Source organism: Streptomyces sp. NBC_00341 (genome assembly GCF_041435055.1).
GTDB lineage: Bacteria > Actinomycetota > Actinomycetes > Streptomycetales > Streptomycetaceae > Streptomyces.
On the sequence record NZ_CP108002.1, the window covers coordinates 4,579,681 to 4,599,676 of the forward strand.

The following is a 19,996-nucleotide window of genomic DNA, read 5'->3' on the forward strand; positions in this document are numbered from 1 at the left end:
CCGCGGTGCTCATCGCCGCCGTACGGCGGTCAGTTCGTGCCGATCTTCGCGAGCAGGTCGACGATGCGGGCCTGCACCTCGTCGCTCGTCGAACGCTCGGCGAGGAAGAGCACGGTCTCGCCCGAGCTCAGCTTCGGCAGGTCCGACTGGCTCATGTCGGCCGAGGTGTAGACGACCAGCGGGGTGCGGTTCAGCTGGCCGTTGGCGCGCAGCCAGTCGACGATGCCGGCCCGGCGGCGGCGTACCTGCATCAGGTCCATCACCACCAGGTTCGGCCGCATCCGGGTCGCGAGCGAGACCGCCTCGCTGTCCGTGGCGGCGCAGGCGACCTGCATGCCCCGGCGCTCCAGCGTCTGCGTCAGCGCGTCCGCGATGTCCTCGTGCTCCTCGATCAGGAGCACCCGGGGCGGGTGTTGCTCGCTGTCGCGCGGGGCGAGCGCCTTCAGGAGCACGGCCGGGTCGGCGCCGTAGGCCGCTTCCCGCGAGGCCTGCCCCAGACCGGCCGTCACCAGGACCGGCACCTCGGCGGCCACCGCTGCCTGGCGCAGCGACTGGAGTGCCTTACGGGTGATGGGACCGGTCAGCGGGTCCACGAAGAGCGCGGCGGGGAACGCCGCGATCTGCGCGTCGACCTCCTCGCGCGAGTGCACGATCACCGGCCGGTAGCCGCGGTCGCTCAGCGCCTGCTGGGTGGACACGTCGGGTGCCGGCCAGACGAGCAACCGGCGCGGGTTGTCCAGCGGCTCCGGGGGCAGCTCGTCGTCCACGGGCTGCGGGGAGGGGCGGTTGGCGACCTCGACCGCGCCACCGGGGCCGTCCAGCGGCTCCGGCCCTTCGGCAGCCCCCTCGTCGGGGGCGCCGATGGCATACGCGCGTCCTTCGGCCGCCTGAGCGGGCAGCAGCGTGCCCGAGCCCGGACCCTGCACCGTGCCGCCGGGGCCACCTGTGCCGCCGGGGCCTGGGCCGCCCGCGCCGGGCTGCGGGTTCGTCTGCTGCGGCGCTGTGGCGGCGGGCGTCGGCGGTGCGGTCCGGTCGGCCTGCTCGGACGGGTCGCTCTCGGGCGGTGCGGCGAGCTTGCGGCGCCGGCCGGCGCCGCCGAGGGTCTGGTTCTGCTGGTGCGCGATGTGCTGGGCGAACGGCACACCCTGCCCGAGCGTCCGCACGCTGAACGCGCGCCCGTGCGTCGAGTCCGAGGACCCCCCGGGCATGGGCGCCTCGGCCGGCAGGGGCTGCCTCCGCGCGTCCGGTCCGGGTACGAGGGTCCGCGGACGGGTCTCGTCGGGTCCGGTGGGGCTGTCGGGGCCTACGAGCCCTGCGGGGGCATCGGTACGGCCGTCGGAGCCGCGGGCGTTGCCGGCGGCTGTGGCCGTGGCCGTGCCGGTGGTGTGCGTGGTGTGACCTGTACCGGGCCACTCCGCGTCGCCTTCGGACTGCTCCCCGGGAGCCGAGACAGCTTCGGCAGCAGTGGCAGCTCCGGCAGCGGAAGCCGTCGGGGGAGCCGTCGCAGCCGGGCCCTGGCCGTGGCCTTGGCTCTGGGCCTGGGCCGGTAGCCCGTCCCGCTCCCAGTCACCGTCCTGCTCCCAGTCATGGCCCGGTGCGGCGGACGGTGCCGGTTGTGCGGTCGGGACGGCCTGGGCTGCTGCTGCGTCGGCTGCTGCGTCGGGGTTCGCGTCCGAGTGCCGGGCTCGGCGCCGTCCGGTCGGGAGCGGGTGGGGCTGCGCTGGGGTGTGGTCGTGGTCCGCCGGACCGGACATGGCGTCGTGCCGCCCCGGCAGTGAGGCGTCGGCATCGGTCTCGGCCGGTGGCATCCGGTCTGCGGCGGCGGGCGGCAGGGCGAAGGGGACCCGGGGGCCCGTCGGCTCGGCCTGAGCGGCCCGGTCCTGTGCGGCGGAGAGCGCACGCCGGGCCCGTCGCCCGGTCGGCTGCTGCTGCCGCACGGGTACGGGCGCGGATTCCGGCGCGGGCGGCGCGGGACGGGCCTCCTGCGCGGGGGCCCGCATCCGGGAGGCGTCGTCGAGATCGGAGTACGCCATGGAGCCCTCGGACTCGATGGCGTTCCCCGGCGGCATGGCGGCCGGAAGAGCCAGTCGCCCCTCCCCGCCCTGGTTCGCGCCACCCCGGCGCGCCCGGTGTCCGCCGGCCGGTGCCGGCGCCTCGGCCGGAACGCCCTGCGGAGGCACGGTCTGCCCGCGCTGCGGACGGCCTCCGCCACCCTGAGCGCCCTCGGCAGCCGTCACCACGGACCCCTCGGACGGGGCCCCGGCGGCAGCGGGCAGTGCCAGGGCCTGCCCGGGTCCCTGCTGCGCGCCGGCGGCCTGAGCGCCGGTCTCCGCCGGACTGGGCCGGCCGCGCCTGCGCCCGGAGCCGCCGCCCCGCTCGGCGGGGCTCAGAGCGTTCGGGTTCGCCCCGCCATGGTCCACGGCATCCGCATCAGCAGTCGCACCCGCATCAGCGGTCACGGCGCCAGCGGCGTACGGGGCCACTGACGAGCCCACTGACGGGTCGACGTACGGCGCCGCGGACTCGTCCACGCCTTCCGCCACGGGCCGGCGCCGGGCCCGACGCCGACCGGTCGGCTCGGCCGCGCCGGTGTCCCCGGATGCGGCTCCGGGCATGCCCGCGCCCTCGGAATCGCCCACAGGGCTCTCCAGGAAGGCATCGGTGGAGGCCCTGCGCGCCCGGCGCCGCCCCCCGCCGCCCGTACTCCCCGCAGCCCCGGGAGCTGTCTCAACCTGAGAAACCTGAGGTGCCTGAGAAACCTGAGGTGCCACAGGTACCTCAGGAACCTGCGGGACTCCCAACGCCTGACCCTCCGGAGCAGCCGGAGCCGTCGCCGTAGCCGGGTCCATGGCCGGAGCCGGGGCCACCGGGTCCATGGCCGGAGCCGGGGCCATGGGAGGTGCCACTGCCCCCGAGCCCGCGCCCAGCGGCACTTCGAGCACGTACGCGCTGCCGCTCATGCCCGGCATCTCGTGTGTCTGGAGCACGCCGCCGTGCGCCCGCACGATCCCGCGCACGATCGGCTCGTGCACCGGGTCTCCCCCGGCGAACGGTCCGCGTACCTCGATCCGTACGACGTCACCGCGCTGTGCGGCCGCGACGACGACCGTGGAGTCGACGTAGCCGCCGCCCGGTACCAGCCGGGCCTTGCCGGTCGAGTCGACCCCGGCGACGTCCGCGACCAGGTGCGCGAGCGCGGTCACCAGCCGGCCCGCGTCGACCTCGGCCTCGATCGGCGGGGCGTGCACCGCGAACTGGGCGCGGCCGGGGCCGATCAGCTCGACCGCGGCGTCGATACCGGCGGTCACCACGCCGTCGAGCAGCACGTTCGTCTTGACGAGCGCCTCTGAGCCGGCGTCCAGACGCTGGTAGCTCAGTACGTTGTCGACGAGCGTCGTCATCCGCGCGTAGCCGGCTGCCAGGTGGTGCAGGATCTGGTTGGCCTCGGGCCACAGCTGGCCCGCGGGGTCGGCGGCGAGCGTGGACAGCTCGCCGCGCAACTCCTCCAGCGGTCCGCGCAGCGACTCGCCCAGGACGGCGGTCAGCTGTGTGTGACGGGCGGACAGCTCCGCCAGCCGCCCGGCCTGTTCCTGCATCCGGTCGGCCTGCTCCTCCAGCGCGGAGGCGTAGCGCTCGGTCCGGTCGGCCAGCTCGGCCGCGTGCTGTTCCGTCAGCCCGGTGGTCTCGGCGGCGTGGTTCGCGGTCAGCTCGGCGACGGCGGCGGTATGGCGTGCGGCAAGCTCGCTGACCTCGGAGGCGTGCTGCTCGCCGAGCTCCTCGTACGGCCTGCGGTCGGTGAACGTCATCACCGCGCCGACCAGCTGGTCGCCGTCCCGCACGGGCGCCGTGGTCAGGTCGACCGGCACCTGCGCACCGCTCTTGGACCACAGGACCTGCCCGCGCACCCGGTGCTTGCGACCCGACCTGAGGGTGTCGGCCAACGGCGATTCCTCGTACGGGAACGGCTCGCCCTCGGCCCGCGAGTGCAGGATCAGCGGATGCAGTTCCTGGCCGCCGAGGTCGGTGGCGCGGAAGCCGAGGATCTGCGCGGCGGCGGGGTTGACCAGGACGACCCGGCCGTCCGTGTCGGTGCCGACGACGCCCTCGGACGCGGCCCGAAGGATCATCTCGGTCTGCCGCTGCGAGCGGGCCAGCTCGGCCTCTGTGTCGACGGTCCCCGAGAGGTCGCGCACGACGAGCATCAGCAGCTCGTCACCCGTAAAAGTGCCGTTGTAACTGGTCTGGACGTCGTTGTACGCGGCCTGCCCGTCCTCCAGGCTGGCGCTCGTCACCTCGACGGGGTACTCGTTGCCGTCGGTCCGCCGCGCGGTCATCCGCGTGGGCTTGGTACGGCCCCGCTCGTCCGCAGCCTCCGGCCTCCGCATCGACCCCGGGATCAGCTTGGAGTCGAACTCCGGCAGCAGATCGAGCAGTCCGCGTCCGACGAGCGCGGTGCCCGGCGTCTCGAACATTTCGAGGGCGATGGTGTTGGCGTTGACGACCGTACCGTTGCAGTTGACGAGCAGGAGCCCGTCCGGCAGGGCGTCGAGTATGGCTGCGAGGCGAGCAGCGCCTCGGGATGGCCTGCTGCTCACGACGACGCTTCCTCCCTGATTACTGCACCTTGCCGACAGCGGCCCCATCTTGCCCCTCGGGCCTCAGGCTGTCACTGGAGGAGTCTAAAGGCAGGGGAGGGGCAAGGGGCGGCGGATGAGGGGGAGCTCTCACCAAGGTTCTGTGCACACGGTGTACGACTCTGACCCATTACGCGCCCCCGCGCGCCCTTCCGCGCCCTGCGCAGCCGCTGCTCAGCGGACGTTCGGGAGCACCGGACGCAGACTGTTCCAGCGCCCGATCTCGCACCCGTTGGTCCGGTCGAACGCGGCATCGATGCTTCGCCCGCGCCAGCTACCGGTGATCCGGGCGGTGGCCGCTCCGCCGAACTGCTGCGTGCACATCGCGTCCCGGGAGACCGGGACGAACGGGTCCGTGCTCTCGCCGGGCAGCTGCGCCAGCCGCTCGCAGGCCTGCCGCGCCGCGGGGTGGCTGCCGCCCGCCGGCTCGCACTCCAGCTCGTAGCTGCCGTCCGCCGCCGGGTCCCCGGAGCCCGAGACGACCACGGTCAGATGCGTCGGGCGCGTCGGGCCGTCCGCGCCCTGGAGCAACGGCAGCGACAGCAACGGCCGCGGCAGCGGACCGTCCGAGGCCATGGCGCCGGGCGCGGCGGCGGACAGTACGGCGAGGGACACGACAGTGGTGAGGGCGAGGCGACGCGGCATGCGGGCTCCTGTGGTCGTGCACGTCGGCGTCAGCGGCCGGCGACCGAGAAGAACGGCGGGGGCGGCGCCCCCGCATGACTAACGCTCCGCACGCCACGGGGTTGCGCAACCGCAGGCGCTTTGCCCTCGCGGCCGACTGCCTAGTACCGTAGGCACCGATTGGTGACGCGGCTCGCTGCTGTGACATCATCTGCACGCACCACCCGCGCTCGCGTGGGTGTGCTGGAGGCGTCGCCTAGTCCGGTCTATGGCGCCGCACTGCTAATGCGGTTTGGGTCTTAAAGCCCATCGAGGGTTCAAATCCCTCCGCCTCCGCGTGATCACCGAAGCCCCGAGCCACTGGCCGGGGCTTCGGTCGTATCCGGGGCCGGGATCGTCCGGCACGAGCCTGCGCCCGGACGCCGCCGAACGGGTGTTTCCCCAGCTCAGCAGCAGTACGGCTAATGGATTTCGCGTGACGCCGCAGGTCATGTAATGTTGTTCTCGCAACGCCGACGGGGCACAAAAGCCCAGGACGCCAAGCACTCGTAGCTTAACGGATAGAGCATCTGACTACGGATCAGAAGGTTGCAGGTTCGAATCCTGCCGAGTGCACAGCAGGCCAGAGGCCCCCAGGAGAAATCCTGGGGGCCTCTCGCGTTGCCCGTACAGCAGCGAAGTACAGCAGCGAAGTACAGCAGCAGGCTCGAAGCAGCCTGCTTTCCCCCCACCCGTGGATACGGTGTCCGCTCATGTCGCGTCGGCTGTGATGCCGGGGCGGCGCGTACGGCCGGAGGGGGCTATATGTGGTTCAGGGTTGGGGCGGTGGGCCTGACAGCGGTAGTGCTGGCTGCCATGGCTGGGTGTGGGACGCGGGCGGCCCGAGGCTCGGGTGACCCGGAGGGGCCGACATCGACGAGTACCGCGCCGGGGGCGGAGAACGGCAACATCCCTTCCGCGGAGCTACAGGGCCGATGGTGGACATGGGCTGCCTCGGAGCCTGAGGCGACCAGCCCTGTCGCTGACAAGGACGGGCGCGTGTGCGGACGCAATCAACCGCCCGACGTGTGGTTTCTGGCCGGTACCAATGGCGGTCGGGCTGTACGCGCGTGCGAAATTCCCAACGGCCGTCCGATCGCTGTGCCTGTCATCAATAGTGTCGGAGACGACCAGAGCTGTGCGGCCTTCATGGGGAGCGCGCAAGGGACTGTGGCACTCGACGGCAAGCCGGTGAAACCGGAGACCTACGCAGGTGACTCGATCATGGTGGAAGGCGTACAGGGCAACCGGGTCACCGGGGAGGAAGGGCGCTTCACGGCTACCGGGTGCGGTCTTTGGGTACAGCTGCCGTCCCTGGCTCCCGGCGCGCACTCACTGAAGATCCATGGGCAGTCGGACGACTTCTCCGTCGACGTGGACTACGTGTTGACCGTCGCCACCGCATTGGCCTAGACGAGCCGGATGGAGGGGTCCCGGAGGCCGGCACGACGGTCGCGGAGCGCGAACGCGAGGGGGCCGGCCGAGGGGCCCCCTCCCTGCGGCGGGTGTGGGCCCGTTCAGTCCTTCCGGCGGGTGGGGACGGCGTCCTCGCCGAAGGACGCGGTGAGCGCCTGCGCGATCAGGTCGGGCAGCCTGGTGCGTCCGTCGTCCTCGACCCAGCGGGTCAGCGCCGTGTACATCGCGGCCATGCAGGCGCTGGTCGCCGCCTGGGCGCGGAACGCGGCGTCGGGGTCGGTCGCGGTCTCCCCGAGGGCCTCGACGATGGCCTGTTGCAGCGCGTACTGGCTGTCCAGGTGCCGGGCCCGGAGCGCGGGCGTCGCGACCATGAGCCGGAGGCAGTCCAGCAGGAACGCTTCGTTCATCGCCTGTTCGTCCGCGTTGTCGCCGGTCGAGGCCGCGGCCGCGTCGATGAGCGCGCCGCCGACGCGGCGTACCAGGGGTTGCGTCGCGGACGACGCGGCAACGTGCTCGGCGATGAGCTGAGCGGGCTGGTCGATGAGGACGAGGTCCTCCTTGGTGGGGAAGTGCCGGTACACGGTCATGGCCGAGACGCCGACGGCCTCGGCCACGTCGGCCACCGTCACCGCGTCGTAGCCGCGGTCGGTGAACAGCCGCACGGCATGCGCCTGGATCAGGTGCCGCGTCTCGGAGCGCCGTCGTTCCCGCAGGGTTGGTTGCCGCTCACTCATGTGCTAGACACTACCATCGTGTTAGTGACTAACATTTGGACGGGGTGAGGACATGGGCGATCTGATGGGCAGAACGGCTCTGGTGACGGGCGCTTCGCGCGGCATCGGGCAGGCGATCGCGGCTCGGCTGGCGGCCGAAGGGGCCACGGTCATCGTGCACTTCGGCACGGACGGGAGCGGGGCCGCGGCGACGCTCGACGCGGTGGAACGCGCCGGTGGGACCGGATTCACGGTACGAGCCGAACTGGGCGTGGACGGCGACGTCGAGGCACTCTTCGCCGGCGTGGAGGCCGGCTTGGCGGGTCGGCCGCTCGACATCGTCGTCAACAACGCGGCGGCCGCACCGGCCGGTCCGCTCGGCGTGACGACCCGGGCGGAGTTCGACCACTTGTTCGCGGTGAACGTGCGGGCGCCGTATTTCATCATCGAGCGGGCGCTGCCGCTGTTGCGCGAGGGTGCCCGGATCATCTCGGTCTCGTCGGTGGCGACCCGGATGGCCAACCCGTCTCAGACATCGTTCGCCATGACGAAGGGCGCGATCGAGACGATGACCAAGACCCTCGCCGGTCAACTCGGCCCTCGGGGGATCACGGTGAACGCGGTCGCTCCCGGCGCAACCAGGACGGCGGCCAACGGAGCTTTCTTCGACGTGCCGGGCCTCCCCGAACAGATAGCCGGCATGACAGCACTCAACCGGCTGGGCACGGCCGACGACGTAGCCGACGTGGTCGCCTTCCTCGCCTCCGACGCCGCCCGCTGGGTCACCGGTCAGATCGTCGACGCGAGCGGCGGCCTGTTCCTCGGTCCGCGCGTCTGACCCGGCGCTTCGCGTTCCCGCCCGACCCGTCCGGCGGCCCGCATCACCGCCGCCCCGGAGGACCTCGGTGAGAGGGGCACCCGCCGTCCGTACACGGAACCGGCTCGTGGACGAGGTGCTGCTGGACGAGTTCACCGGAGCTCGGCACGCCCCTGCCCCGACGTGGCCGGTGTGGGGGCGAGAAGATCCGCACAGCACAACGTCAGAGGCAACGACAGAGACGAGGAAGAAGCCCGTGAAGAGACAGGCCCCGCGCAGCGCTACGGCTTTGTACGCGACAGCCGCCACCTGCGCCGCCGTAGGAGCTCTGCTGTGGCTGCGCAGCCGGACCGGCGAGGGGCCCGGGGACTCCGGCCTCCTTTACCTGTCCTCGTCGGACGCCGACAGCTACAGCCCCTCGGCATGGCGGGTGTGGTCACCCGCCATGCCCGAGGAACGCCTTGGTCTCTATCTCCTCGCGGCCGCGCTGGTAATGGCTCTGGTCGCGCGCCTGGTCGCCGTCCGGCGCGAATGAACCGTGCCCGGTACGCCGCCGCGAGTCAGGCCTCGGCGTTGACGGCCGAGGGGTCCGGGGTGTTCGTCCGTACGACTCGGCGGCGGCGGGTCGGCATGCCGAAGGTGGGGTTGGCGACGCCCCAGGCCGCGCCCTTGCAGACCAGCTCCTTGTAGCGGGCGGCGAGCCGTCCGGTCAGGGCTGCCCGGACCGAGCGGTCGTCGGCGGTGACGTACTGGATCACGCCCTCCTTGCGGCCCAGCGAGATGCACTGGTTGAAGTAGCGGAGCGGTGAGTGCGGAGGCTTCGTACCCGTCAGGCGGGCCGCGATTCCGTCGGCGGCCTGCCAGGCCATGGGGACGCCCGAGGCGCAGGACATGCGCAGGGGCTTGTCGCCGGGGCCCATTGCCATCGCCGCGTCGCCCACGGCGTACACGTCCGGGTGGGAGACCGAGCGCATGGCTCCGTCGACCACGATCCGGCCGGTGGCGGTGACTTCGAGGGCGGTGGCCCGCGCGATCGGGTGGACGGCGAAGCCCGTGGTCCACACGGTGACCTCGGCCGGGATGGACGCGCCGTCGGCGGTGGTGACGTGGTCGGGCTCGACGCCCGTGACGGCGGTGTTCTCGTGCACCGTGATGCCGAGCCTGTCGGCCACGCGGCGCAGGTGCAGGCGGCCCTTGGGGGAGAGCCAGTCGCCCAGGGTGCCCCGGGCGGCGAGGGCGACGTCGAGGTCCGGGCGGGCCTCGGCGATCTCGGTCGCCGCCTCCAGTCCGGTGAGGCCGCCGCCGACGACGAGCACGGGCCGGCCGGGCTCCAGGCGGGCCAGGCGCTCGCGCAGCCGGAGTGCTCCGGGGCGGCCGGCGATCTCGTGGGCGTGCTCGGCGGTGCCGGGGACACCGTGGGGGTCCCAGCCGCTGCCGAGGGCGTACACGAGGGTGTCGTAGGCCAGTTCCTCCTGCGCGCCGGCCTCGTCCGTGACGGCTACCGTCCTGCGGTCGACGTCGATGCCGGTGACCTTCGCGAGCTTCGGCTCGACCCCGGTTCCCGCGAACATCTCGCTGAAGGGCCGGGGCCTGAGGTCCTGGCCGGTCGCCAGCTGGTGCATCCGGACCCGCTCGACGAAGTCGGGCTCGGCGTTGACGAGGGTGATGGCGACGTCTTCACGGCGCAGGCGCCTTGCGAGGCGCCCGGCAGCGGTGGCTCCGGCGTATCCGGCTCCGAGGACGATGATTCGGTGCTGCATTTCCCTGCTCCTGTCTCGCGCGGGTTCGCCCCTTGAACCGGGCAGTCCGTCGTTTCCTGACAGGGGTGGGGTGTGAGCGGGGTCACATTGAGTTAGAAGGCGGTGAACAGGGGGTTCCCGTGGTCGCCGGTGGCCGCCCAGTGCCGAGTCGCGCGTTCGAGCTTGTCGGGGTTGACCTGGCTGAGGATCGCGGTGATGCCCTCTGTGGTGATCTCCAGGCACATGATCCCGATGATCCGGCCCTCGAAGACCACCACGACGGCGGGGGCGCCGTTGGCGGTCGTGACGTGGACGTCGGGCGAGCCGCCGACCAGGGCACGCTTGGCCTTGCCGGGTTTGAACAGTCCCCGCACGAACGTGGCGACCGCGACGGCACCCTCGAACGCCTTGGCGCGGGCCGGGACCTTTCCGCCGCCGTCACCGACGGAGACGGCGTCCTCGGTGAGCAGCCGCACGAGCGGCTCGGTCCGGCCGCTGGTGGCGGCGGCGAGGAACTCCCCGACGATCCGCCGGGCGGTCGCCTCGTCGACCTCGGAGCGGGTCCTGCCGTCCGCGACGTGCTTCTTGGCGCGGTGCAGGATCTGCTGGCAGGAGGCTTCGGTGAGGTCGAGGATCTCCGCGATCTCGCGGTGCCGGTAGCCGAAGGCCTCCCGGAGCACGTACACGGCCCGTTCGTTGGGGGAGAGGCGTTCCATGAGGACGAGCACCGCGTACGAGACCGATTCGCGCTGTTCCGCGGTGGCGGCGGGACCGAGCATCGGGTCCCCGGCGAGCAGTGGTTCCGGCAGCCACTGGCCCACGTAGGTCTCGCGCCGGGCGCGGGCCGAGGTGAGCTGGTTGAGGCACAGGTTGGTGAGGACCTTCGTCAGCCAGGCCTCGGGGACCTCGATACGGCCGACGTCGGCGGCCTGCCAGCGCAGGAACGTGTCCTGCACGGCGTCCTCCGCCTCGCTCGCGGAACCGAGCAGCCGGTAGGCGATGGCCTGAAGTCGCGGCCTTGAGGCCTCGAACCGCTCGACGTCGTCCGCGCTCAGGGTCATGGCCCGGATCCTAGTCCCGCGCCCGTTGCCGGTGTCCGTTGTCAGTGTCCGTTTGCCAGTGTTCGTTTGTCAGTTGCCGGTGTCAGCGCCCGCTGTCAGTGGCCGGTCGTAGGGTTCCCGCATGGGATGGCAGTGCACCGGGCTTCGGTGGCCCGAGGAACGGGGTGGTCCCGTGCTCGGGTGGCGCAAGGGGCGCGAGGTCCGCGGGAGCGCGCTGGCGTACGGGAGCGCGTTCGGGTTCCGTGCCGAGGGGGTGCGGGGCTGCGGCGGGGCGCGGGGGAACGCCTGCCCGGTGGGGGCCGAGGTGCCGGCCCGGAGCACCGGGGGCCGGTGTCCCGAGTGCGGGCGGCTGGACCGGGCGCATTCGGTGGCGGCCGACACGATCCCCGATGACCCGCGCACCTACCGCGTGTACCTGGCCTGGTTCGGGCCCGGGATGGTGAAGGTGGGGATCACCGCGGAGGAGCGCGGCGCTGCCCGGCTGCGGGAGCAGGGGGCGGTGGTCTTCAGCTGGCTGGGGCGCGGTCCGCTGATGGCGGCGCGCCGGGCCGAGGAGCTGCTGCGGGCCGCGCTCGGGGTGCCGGACCGGATTCCGTACGCCCGGAAGCGGGCGGTGCGGGCGCGGCTCCCGGGGGCGGAGGAGCGGGCCGGTGAGGTGGCTGAGCTGTACGGGCGGGCCGTGGCGCTCGACGGGGGCGGCTGGCCCGAGGCGCTGGAGCGGCTGCCGTTCGAGGCCGTCGACCATGCGGGGATCTTCGGGATCGGTGCGGCCGGGGACCCCACGGGTGGCGTCGTGCGGGTGGTGACCGGGCTGGTGGGCGGAGGCGCAGTCGCGGGGCGGCTGGTCGCGGCGGCCGGGCCGGATCTGCACCTGGAGACCGGTGCGGACGGTGTCGTCGTGGTGGACACCCGGCTGATGACGGGCTGGGCGCTGACGGCGGCCGGTCCGGAGGCCGGGGTGAGTGTGCCGACCGTCGGCATCGGGGGCGGTGTCTCGCAGGACGGGCTGTTCTGAGATCGTCGGGGCGGTCGGAGGAGGAATGTATGGCGGAGCGCATGGCTGACGAACGCGACGACGTGGTGCGGTTCTGGGAGCGGCTCGGACTGCCCGGACTCATCGACGTCCACACGCATTTCATGCCGGAGCGGGTGCTGCGCAAGGTCTGGGCCTACTTCGACTCCGCCGGTCCGCTGACCGGGATGGAGTGGCCGATCACCTACCGGCACGACGAGGACGAACGGCTCGCGCTGCTGCGTTCGTTCGGCGTGCTCCGGTTCACCTCGATGCTCTACCCGCACAAGGCGGGGATGGCGGCCTGGCTGAACGGCTGGGCGGCCGGGTTCGCGGAGCGGGTGCCCGACTGTCTGCACACCGCCACGTTCTTCCCGGAGGAGGGCGTGGAGGCGTACGTGACGCAGGCCCTCGAAGGGGGTGCGCGGGTCTTCAAGTCGCACCTCCAGGTCGGGGCGTACGACCCGAACGATCCACTGCTGGACCCCGTGTGGGGGCTGCTCGCCGAGGCGGGCGTCCCGGTCGTCATGCACTGCGGGTCCGGGCCCGCCCCGGGGAAGCACACCGGGCCCGAACCGGTCGGGCGGCTGCTCGCCAGGCATCCCCGGCTGCCGCTGATCGTGGCCCACATGGGGATGCCGGAGTACGCGGAGTTCCTGGCGCTCGCGGAGGCGTACCCGCGGGTGCGCCTCGACACGACGATGGCGTTCACCGACTTCACCGAGGGCTTCACCCCGTTCCCGGCCGTGGAACGGGGACGGCTGGCGGCGCTCGGGGACCGGATCCTGCTGGGGACGGACTTCCCGAACATCCCGTACCCGTACGCACACCAGCTGCACGCCCTGGAGCGGCTGGAGCTCGGGGACGACTGGCTGCGGGCGGTCTGCCACGACAACGCGAAGGCGCTGTTCGACTGCTGAGCCGGCCGTCACCGCCTTTCCCGCTTCCCGGGCTTTCTCAGGGAATTCACAGAATCGGAAAAGAACTCTCTCAGGGGCGTCTCACAGGGTGGGGCCATGACGACGACGACCTCGCCCCAGGGGCGTACCGAACTGCTCAGGCCGGACCACAGCCCCGTCCGGGTCCTGGTCGTGGACGACGAGGCGCCGCTCGCCGAGCTGCTCTCCATGGCGTTGCGCTACGAGGGCTGGGAGGTGCGCAGCGCCGGGGACGGTGCCGGTGCCGTGCGTACCGCCCGTGACTTCCGGCCCGACGCGGTGGTCCTCGACGTGATGCTGCCCGACACGGACGGGCTCTCCGTCCTCGGCAGGCTGCGCCGGGAGCTCTCGGACGTACCGGTGCTGTTCCTGACCGCGCGGGACTCCGTGGAGGACCGGATCGCCGGGCTCACGGCGGGCGGCGACGACTACGTCACGAAACCGTTCAGCCTGGAGGAGGTCGTGGCCCGGCTGCGCGGGCTGATCCGGCGGTCCGGTACGGCGGCGGTGCGCAGCGAGTCGACGCTCGCCGTCGGGGACCTGCTGCTGGACGAGGACAGCCACGAGGTGAGCCGGGGCGGTGCCAACATCCACCTCACGGCCACCGAGTTCGAGCTGCTGCGCTTCCTGATGCGCAATCCGCGCCGGGTGCTGAGCAAGGCGCAGATCCTGGACCGGGTCTGGAACTACGACTTCGGCGGCCAGGCCAATGTCGTCGAGCTGTACATCTCCTACCTGCGCAAGAAGATCGACGCGGGCCGGACGCCGATGATCCACACCCGGCGCGGGGCGGGGTATCTCATCAAGCCCGGTGAGTAGCCGGAAGGGACGGCCACGGAACGGGCGGAAGGGGCGGAAGGGGCCGTGGACGTTGCGGACCCGGCTCGTCGTCTCCGCGGTGTCGCTGATCGCGGTCGTCGCGGCCGTCATCGGCTCGGTCACCGCCATCGCCTTCCACAGCTACATGTACGGGAAGCTCGACGACCAGTTGCGCGATATCGCGGTCCGGGCCGAGCACCTGCCGGGGGCGCCCGTCCCCGGTGGGCTCAAGAACAGGCAGCCGCTCGGCTTCATAGGGGGCGGGGGCCAGCCGCTCAAGACGTTCGGCGCCGTCCTCACGGACGGGGCCGTCACCTCCTCCCTGGTCGTGCAGGCGGGGCGGCCGGAGGCGCAGCCGAGCAACGAGCCGCTGACCGGCGCCCAGAGGCACGTCCTGGAGTCGGCCGGGCTCCCGGCGGACCGGCACGCGCACGATGTCGAGCTGCCCGGACTCGGCGGCTACCGGGTGGAGGCCGTCCCCATGAGCGACGGCACGACCGTGCTCGTCGGCATCCCCACCGCCGAGGTGAGCAAGGCGCTCAGCACCCTGATCCTCGTCGAGGTGTGCGTGACCGCGGCCGGGCTCATCGCCGCCGGGATCGCGGGCGCCGCCATGGTCACGGTCGCCCTGCGCCCGCTGCGCCGGGTGGCCGCCACCGCGACCCGGGTCTCCGAGATACCGCTGCACAGCGGCGAGGTCGCCCTGTTCGAGCGGGTCCCGGGCGCGGAGGCCGATCCGCGTACCGAGGTCGGCCAGGTCGGCGCGGCCCTCAACCGGATGCTGGGCCATGTCGGTTCGGCCCTGGACGCGCGGCAGAAGAGCGAGATGCGGGTCCGCCGGTTCGTCGCGGACGCCAGCCACGAGCTGCGCACCCCGCTCGCCTCGATCCGCGGGTACGCCGAACTGACCCGGCGCGGCCGGGAGGACACCGGCCCCGACACCCGGCACGCGCTGGGCCGGATCGAGTCGGAGGCGGAACGCATGACGGGCATGGTGGAGGATCTGCTGCTGCTCGCCCGGCTGGACGCCGGACGGCCGCTCAGTTACGAGAGCACCGATCTGTCACCGCTCGTCATAGACGCGGTGAGCGATGCCCGGGTCGCGGGACCTCCCGGCTCCCCGGGCGGGCCGGGGCCCACCCACCACTGGCGCCTCGATCTGCCGGAGGCACCGGCCGCCGTACGGGCCGATCCGACCAGGATCCAGCAGGTGCTGGTCAACCTGCTGGCCAACGCCCGCACGCACACCCCGCCCGGGACCACGGTCACCGCCCGGGTGCGCGCGGGGGCCGGGCGCCCGTGGGTCACGCTGGAGGTCCAGGACAACGGGCCCGGGATTCCGGCGCAGTTGCTGCCGCACGTCTTCGAACGGTTCGCGCGCGGGGACGCCTCGCGCTCCCGGCACGCCGGCTCGACGGGGCTCGGCCTCGCCATCGTGCAGGCCGTGGTCGCCGCGCACGACGGCGTCGTCGAGGTGCGTTCGGTGCCGGGCGACACGGTGTTCGCCGTCCACCTGCCGGCGGACCCGGCGGACCCGGGGTGCGCGGACGGGATCCCGACCCACTCACAGCGGGACCACAGGCTCAGCACACAGGCGTGACAGGGCGGTTGGCGAGTGTCGGTGTCATGCGAACCGACACTCCCTGGAGCGCCCTGCCGGCCCGGGACCACCTCCTGGCGGGCGTGGCCGATGCGGCAGGTGCACCCGTCCTCGATGTGGTGGTACCCGTCTACAACGAGGAGAAGGACCTCGAACCGTGCGTGCTGCGGCTGCACGACCATCTCGCGCGCACCTTCCCGTACGCCTTCCGGATCACCGTCGCGGACAACGCGAGCACCGACCGGACGCCGGAGGTGGCGCGGCGGCTCGCGCGGACGCTTCCCGGGGTGCGGTCGTACCGGCTGGAGGAGAAGGGGCGGGGGCGGGCCCTGCGGACCGTCTGGTCGCACTCCGACGCGCCGGTCCTCGCCTACATGGACGTGGACCTCTCCACCGACCTGAACGCGCTGCTCCCGCTGGTCGCCCCGCTGATCTCCGGCCACTCGGACCTGGCCATCGGCTCGCGTCTCGCCCGCAGTTCGCGGGTGGTGCGGGGGACGAAGCGGGAGTTCATCTCGCGGGCGTACAACATCATCCTGCGCTCGTCGCTCGCCGCCCGGTTCAGCGACGCGCAGTGCGGGTTCAAGGCGATCCGCCGCGATGTCGCGCAGCGGCTGCTGCCGATGGTCGAGGACACCGGCTGGTTCTTCGACACCGAGCTGCTGGTGCTCGCGGAGCGGGCCGGGCTGCGCATCCACGAGGTGCCGGTCGACTGGGTGGACGACCCCGACTCGACCGTCCACATCGTGCGGACCGCGACCGAGGACCTGAAGGGCGTGTGGCGCGTGGGGCGGGCGCTGGCCGTCGGCGCGCTGCCGCTGGACCGGCTGGCCCGGCCCTTCGGCGACGACCCGCGCGACCGGGGGATCGGCGGGGTGCCGCGCGGACTGGCCCGGCAGCTGGTCGGGTTCTGTGTGGTGGGCGCCCTGTCGACGCTTCTCTACCTGGCCCTGTACTCGCTCTTCCGGCTGGGCGTCGGGCCGCAGTTGGCCAACGGCTGCGCGCTGCTGGTCTCCGCCGTCGTCAATACGTCGGCCAACCGGAGGCTCACCTTCGGCGTACGCGGCCGGGGCGGGGCCGTCCGCCACCAGGCGCAGGGGCTCGTGGTCTTCGCCATCGGTCTCGCCCTGACCAGCGGCTCGCTGGCCGCCCTGGGCGCGGCTTCCGGATCGCCGTCCCACGGCACCGAGCTCGCCGTGCTGATCGCGGCCAACCTCGCGGCGACCGTCCTGCGCTTCCTGCTCTTCCGCGCCTGGGTCTTCCCGGACCGCGACCGCGACCAGGGCGGTGACCGGGGCGGTGACGCGGACGGCGACCGGGGCGGTGACGCGGTCGCGGTCGGTGAGAGGGGCGGTGACGCGGACGGACCGGTCCACGCGCCGCCGCCCCGCCCGTCCGCAGAGCAGGCCGACGACACCCGCGCCGAGCCGGCCGACGACACCCACCACGAACTGAGGAACGCCCGATGACCACGCTCGACCACCTCCCGGCACCGCCCCAGAGCGCGGCGGGTCACCCACGCCCCGGGCTCTCGCTGGTGCGCCGCGCCTGGCGGGGCAGGCCGGAGGACCCCAGCTGGGCGCGGCCGGCCTTCCTCTGCATGCTGCTGGCCATCACGGCGGCCTACCTGTGGAACCTCACCGCCTCCGGCTACGCCAACTCCTTCTACTCCGCCGCCGCGCAGGCCGGCAGCCAGAGCTGGAAGGCCTTCTTCTTCGGCTCGCTGGACTCGGCCAACGCCATCACCGTCGACAAGCCCCCGGCGACCCTGTGGCCGATGGCCCTGTCGGTGCGGGTGTTCGGCCTCGGCTCCTGGGCGATCCTGTTCCCGCAGGTGCTGATGGGCGTCGCGACGGCCGGGGTGCTGTACGCCTCCGTACGGCGTCGCTTCAGCGCCGCCGCGGGGCTGATCACCATGGCGGTGTTCGCGCTGACGCCCGTCGCCGCGCTGATGTTCCGCTTCAACAACCCGGACGCGCTGCTCGCGCTGCTGATGACCGCGACCGTCTACTGCGTGCTGCGCGCGATGGAGGACGGCCGCACCAAGTGGCTGGTGTGGGCGGGGGTCGCGGTCGGTCTGGCGTTCCTGTCCAAGACGCTCCAGGCGTTCCTGATCCTGCCGCCGCTGGCGGTGCTGTACGCGGTGTTCGCCCCGGTCCCCGTCCGCAGGAGGTTCGGCCAGCTGGGGCTCTCGGCGCTGTCGATGCTGGTCGCGGGCGGCTGGTGGGTGGCGATCGTCGAGCTGTGGCCCGCCTCCTCGCGCCCGTACATCGGCGGCTCGCAGAACAACTCGTTCCTTGAACTGACCTTCGGGTACAACGGACTCGGCCGGATCAACGGCGACGAGACCGGCAGCGTCGGCGGCGGGGGCGGTCCCGGTGGCGGCGCGGGCGGTCAGTGGGGCGAGACCGGGATCGGCCGGATGTTCAACTCCGAGATCGGCAGCCAGATCTCTTGGCTGCTGCCCGCCGCGCTGATCCTGCTGGTCGCGGGAGTGTGGCTGACCTGGCGGGCGAAGCGGACGGACCCGGTCCGGGCGGCCTTCCTCGCCTGGGGCAGCTCGCTGCTGATGACGGCGGGTGTGTTCAGCTTCATGGCCGGGATCTTCCACCAGTACTACACGGTGGCCCTGGTCCCCTACATCGCGGCGCTGATCGGCATGGGCGTCACGGTCCTGTGGGAGGAGCGGTCCCGCTGGTGGGCGGGGGCCACGCTCGCGCTGACCGTGGCGGTGACGGCGTGGTGGGCGTACGTCCTGCTGGGGCGGACCCCGGACTACCTGCCGTGGCTGCGCACGGCGGTCCTGGCCGCCGGGCTGCTGGGCGCGGTGGGCCTGCTGCTCGCGGCCCGGCTGGGGCGTCAACTGGCGCTGGTCGCCGTGGGGCTCGGGTTCGCCGCCTCGCTGGCGGGGCCGGTCGCGTACACCCTGAACACGCTGAACACCGGGCACCAGGGCTCGATCGTGACGGCCGGCCCGTCCGCCGGCGGGATGGGCGGATTCGGCGGCGGCGGCCGGGGCGGCCCTGGCGGCGGTCCCGGCGGCGGCATGCGGCCCCCGACCGGCAACCAACAGGGCACGGGCATGGGCACGGGCATGCCGCCCACGGGCGGTCAGCAGGGTCAGGGCCAGACCCAACGCCAGCCCGGCGCCTCGCAGCAGGGCCGGCAGCAAGGTCAGCAGCCCGGCGGTATGCCCGGTATGCCTGGCGCGGGGGAACGCTTCCGCGGAGGCGGGGCCGGAGCCGGAGGCCGTGGCGGAGGCGGTGGTATGGGCGGGCTGCTCAACGGCGCTTCCGTCGACGCGGCGGCCGAGAAGCTGCTGGCGGCGGACGCCGACGCCTACACCTGGAGCGCCGCGGCCATCGGCTCGCAGAACGCCGCCAGCTACCAGCTCGCCACCGGTGACCCGGTCATGGCGATCGGCGGCTTCAACGGCAGCGACCCGTCCCCGACGCTCTCCCAGTTCAAGAAGTACGTCGAGGACGGCCGCATCCACTACTTCATCTCCAGTGGAGAAGGTGGCGAAGGCGGCGGTGGCGGCATGGGCGGAATGGGAGGAATGGGTGGCAACAGCGGTACCTCGTCGAAGATCTCCACCTGGGTGGAGGCCAACTTCAAGAAGGTCACGGCGGGCAGCGCCACGTTCTACGACCTGACCCGGCCGAAGACGACGAGCGCCGGCTGAGGCTCAGCGCCGCAGCAGCAGGTCCGCGACGACGGGGCGGTGGTCCGAGGCGAGGGTCTCGGCCACCGCCGCGTCGCGTACCCGCACGGTGTCCTTGGACACCGCCACGTAGTCGATCCGCTGGACCGGGTTCTCGGCCGGGAAGGTGGGGGCGCCCGGCTCGATGTCCGTCAGCTCCTCCCAGAGCGGGGCCAGCTCCGGGGCGGCCGGGGCCGCGTTGAAGTCGCCGAGCAGGATCTGCCGCACCGGACCCCGCTCCTCCTTCCGGTCCTCGGCCATGATCCGGCGGGTGTCGGCCACCTGGGCGATCCGCACGGACGGGTCGCCGCGGTAGTCGAGGTGCGTCGCGTAGACGTGCACGGGCAGCCCCTTCACCCGCAGCACCACCTCACCGAAGCCGGGCCCGGGGGCGGGTACGGGGTTCGGGTCCTGGGTGGAGAGCCGGGTGATGTCGTGGTTCTCTGCGCCGACGACGCGGTACCGGGACAGCACCGCGACCCCGAACTCGCGGCGCGGCGCACCGGGCGTCGCCGGATCGAGGCTGTAGATCGGGGCGAACGACACCCGCATGCCGAGCCGCCGGCCCAGCTCGCCCGCCAGGTCCCGCCACTCGCTGCGCGCGTCCCAGTGGACGTCGACCTCCTGGAGCCCGATGACGTCCGCGTGCAACGAGCGGAGCTCGGCCACCTGCCGGTCGAGATCGAATACGTTGTCCATGCCCGCACCCGCGTGGATGTTGTACGTGGCGACACGCAGGGGTACCGACCGCTCCGGACCGTGCCCGGCGGCCGTCGCAGGGGGCGCCAGTGCCGCTCCCAACAGGCCTGCGGCAACCAGGACTTCCACCGTACGACGACGCAGTGACATACCGCTCCAGCCCTTGTCGGATCAGCGATCGG

General features: G+C 72.7%; 15 protein-coding genes and 2 tRNA genes. 11 read left to right on the forward strand and 6 right to left on the reverse strand.

The window, feature by feature from the left end:
- Positions 1-29 precede the first annotated feature (29 nt).
- Together OG892_RS20640 and OG892_RS20645 are read right to left on the reverse strand one after the other, a co-directional pair.
- Positions 30-4,595, reverse strand: a complete 4,566-nt coding sequence (locus OG892_RS20640; RefSeq protein ID WP_371629923.1) for a PAS domain-containing protein — start codon at positions 4,593-4,595, stop codon at positions 30-32.
- Positions 4,596-4,808: 213 nt separating this feature from the next.
- Entirely contained in the window at positions 4,809-5,279 is a 471-nt protein-coding gene (locus OG892_RS20645; protein ID WP_371629924.1) for an SSI family serine proteinase inhibitor, read from the reverse strand.
- A gap of 224 nt (positions 5,280-5,503) precedes the next feature.
- On the opposite strand from OG892_RS20645, the gene OG892_RS20650 reads away from it, so the two are divergent.
- The 3 genes from OG892_RS20650 to OG892_RS20660 all read left to right on the forward strand — a co-directional run bounded on the left by OG892_RS20650 (position 5,504) and on the right by OG892_RS20660 (position 6,710).
- A tRNA-Ser gene (locus tag OG892_RS20650) sits at positions 5,504-5,594 on the forward strand.
- A gap of 206 nt (positions 5,595-5,800) precedes the next feature.
- Positions 5,801-5,873: transfer RNA gene (locus tag OG892_RS20655), tRNA-Arg, on the forward strand.
- A 423-nt stretch (positions 5,874-6,296) separates the two neighbouring features.
- Entirely contained in the window at positions 6,297-6,710 is a 414-nt protein-coding gene (locus tag OG892_RS20660) for a signal protein (protein WP_328866227.1), read from the forward strand.
- Positions 6,711-6,814: 104 nt separating this feature from the next.
- Here OG892_RS20660 and OG892_RS20665 read toward each other — a convergent pair whose 3' ends face one another.
- Entirely contained in the window at positions 6,815-7,447 is a 633-nt protein-coding gene (locus OG892_RS20665; RefSeq protein ID WP_371629925.1) for a TetR/AcrR family transcriptional regulator, read from the reverse strand.
- Between the two features lie 52 nt (positions 7,448-7,499).
- Between OG892_RS20665 and OG892_RS20670 the strand changes: the two genes are divergently transcribed.
- Both OG892_RS20670 and OG892_RS20675 read left to right on the forward strand, forming a co-directional pair.
- Complete coding sequence (locus OG892_RS20670; protein ID WP_328866225.1) at positions 7,500-8,264, forward strand: SDR family oxidoreductase; 765 nt, start codon at positions 7,500-7,502, stop codon at positions 8,262-8,264.
- A 235-nt stretch (positions 8,265-8,499) separates the two neighbouring features.
- Entirely contained in the window at positions 8,500-8,778 is a 279-nt protein-coding gene (locus OG892_RS20675) for a hypothetical protein (RefSeq protein ID WP_371629926.1), read from the forward strand.
- A gap of 25 nt (positions 8,779-8,803) precedes the next feature.
- Here the strand turns inward: OG892_RS20675 and OG892_RS20680 are convergent, their stop codons facing one another.
- Both OG892_RS20680 and OG892_RS20685 read right to left on the reverse strand, forming a co-directional pair.
- Positions 8,804-10,003, reverse strand: a complete 1,200-nt coding sequence (locus OG892_RS20680; protein ID WP_371629927.1) for an NAD(P)/FAD-dependent oxidoreductase — start codon at positions 10,001-10,003, stop codon at positions 8,804-8,806.
- Between the two features lie 92 nt (positions 10,004-10,095).
- On the reverse strand, positions 10,096-11,043 hold the full coding sequence (locus OG892_RS20685; RefSeq protein WP_073736390.1) for an RNA polymerase sigma-70 factor: 948 nt from the start codon (positions 11,041-11,043) through the stop codon (positions 10,096-10,098).
- Between the two features lie 121 nt (positions 11,044-11,164).
- On the opposite strand from OG892_RS20685, the gene OG892_RS20690 reads away from it, so the two are divergent.
- The 6 genes from OG892_RS20690 (at position 11,165) to OG892_RS20715 (ending at position 19,097) form a co-directional block, all read left to right on the forward strand.
- A complete protein-coding gene (locus OG892_RS20690; RefSeq protein ID WP_371629928.1) occupies positions 11,165-12,058 on the forward strand; it encodes a DUF2797 domain-containing protein in 894 nt (297 codons plus the stop codon).
- 41 nt (positions 12,059-12,099) lie between these two features.
- Positions 12,100-12,975 (forward strand): amidohydrolase family protein, encoded by an 876-nt coding sequence (locus OG892_RS20695; RefSeq protein ID WP_371629929.1) that lies wholly within the window; start codon positions 12,100-12,102, stop codon positions 12,973-12,975.
- 96 nt (positions 12,976-13,071) lie between these two features.
- The gene (locus OG892_RS20700) at positions 13,072-13,812 is read left to right on the forward strand and encodes a response regulator transcription factor (protein ID WP_311304338.1); all 741 of its coding nucleotides are present in this window, start codon (positions 13,072-13,074) and stop codon (positions 13,810-13,812) included.
- Positions 13,805-15,412, forward strand: a complete 1,608-nt coding sequence (locus OG892_RS20705) for a sensor histidine kinase (protein WP_371629930.1) — start codon at positions 13,805-13,807, stop codon at positions 15,410-15,412. Before OG892_RS20700 ends, OG892_RS20705 begins: the two co-directional genes overlap by 8 nt.
- 26 nt (positions 15,413-15,438) lie before the next feature.
- Positions 15,439-16,881 carry a glycosyltransferase gene (locus tag OG892_RS20710; RefSeq protein WP_371629931.1) on the forward strand — a complete coding sequence of 481 codons (1,443 nt, stop codon included), beginning with the start codon at positions 15,439-15,441 and terminating at the stop codon, positions 16,879-16,881.
- Positions 16,878-19,097: a glycosyltransferase family 39 protein gene (locus OG892_RS20715; RefSeq protein ID WP_371629932.1), complete on the forward strand. Its 2,220-nt coding sequence runs from the start codon at positions 16,878-16,880 to the stop codon at positions 19,095-19,097. Before OG892_RS20710 ends, OG892_RS20715 begins: the two co-directional genes overlap by 4 nt.
- Positions 19,098-19,100: 3 nt before the next feature.
- On the opposite strand, the gene OG892_RS20720 is transcribed toward OG892_RS20715, so the two are convergent.
- Positions 19,101-19,964, reverse strand: coding sequence for an endonuclease/exonuclease/phosphatase family protein (locus OG892_RS20720; protein WP_073736396.1), 864 nt, complete (start codon positions 19,962-19,964; stop codon positions 19,101-19,103).
- Positions 19,965-19,996 lie beyond the last annotated feature (32 nt).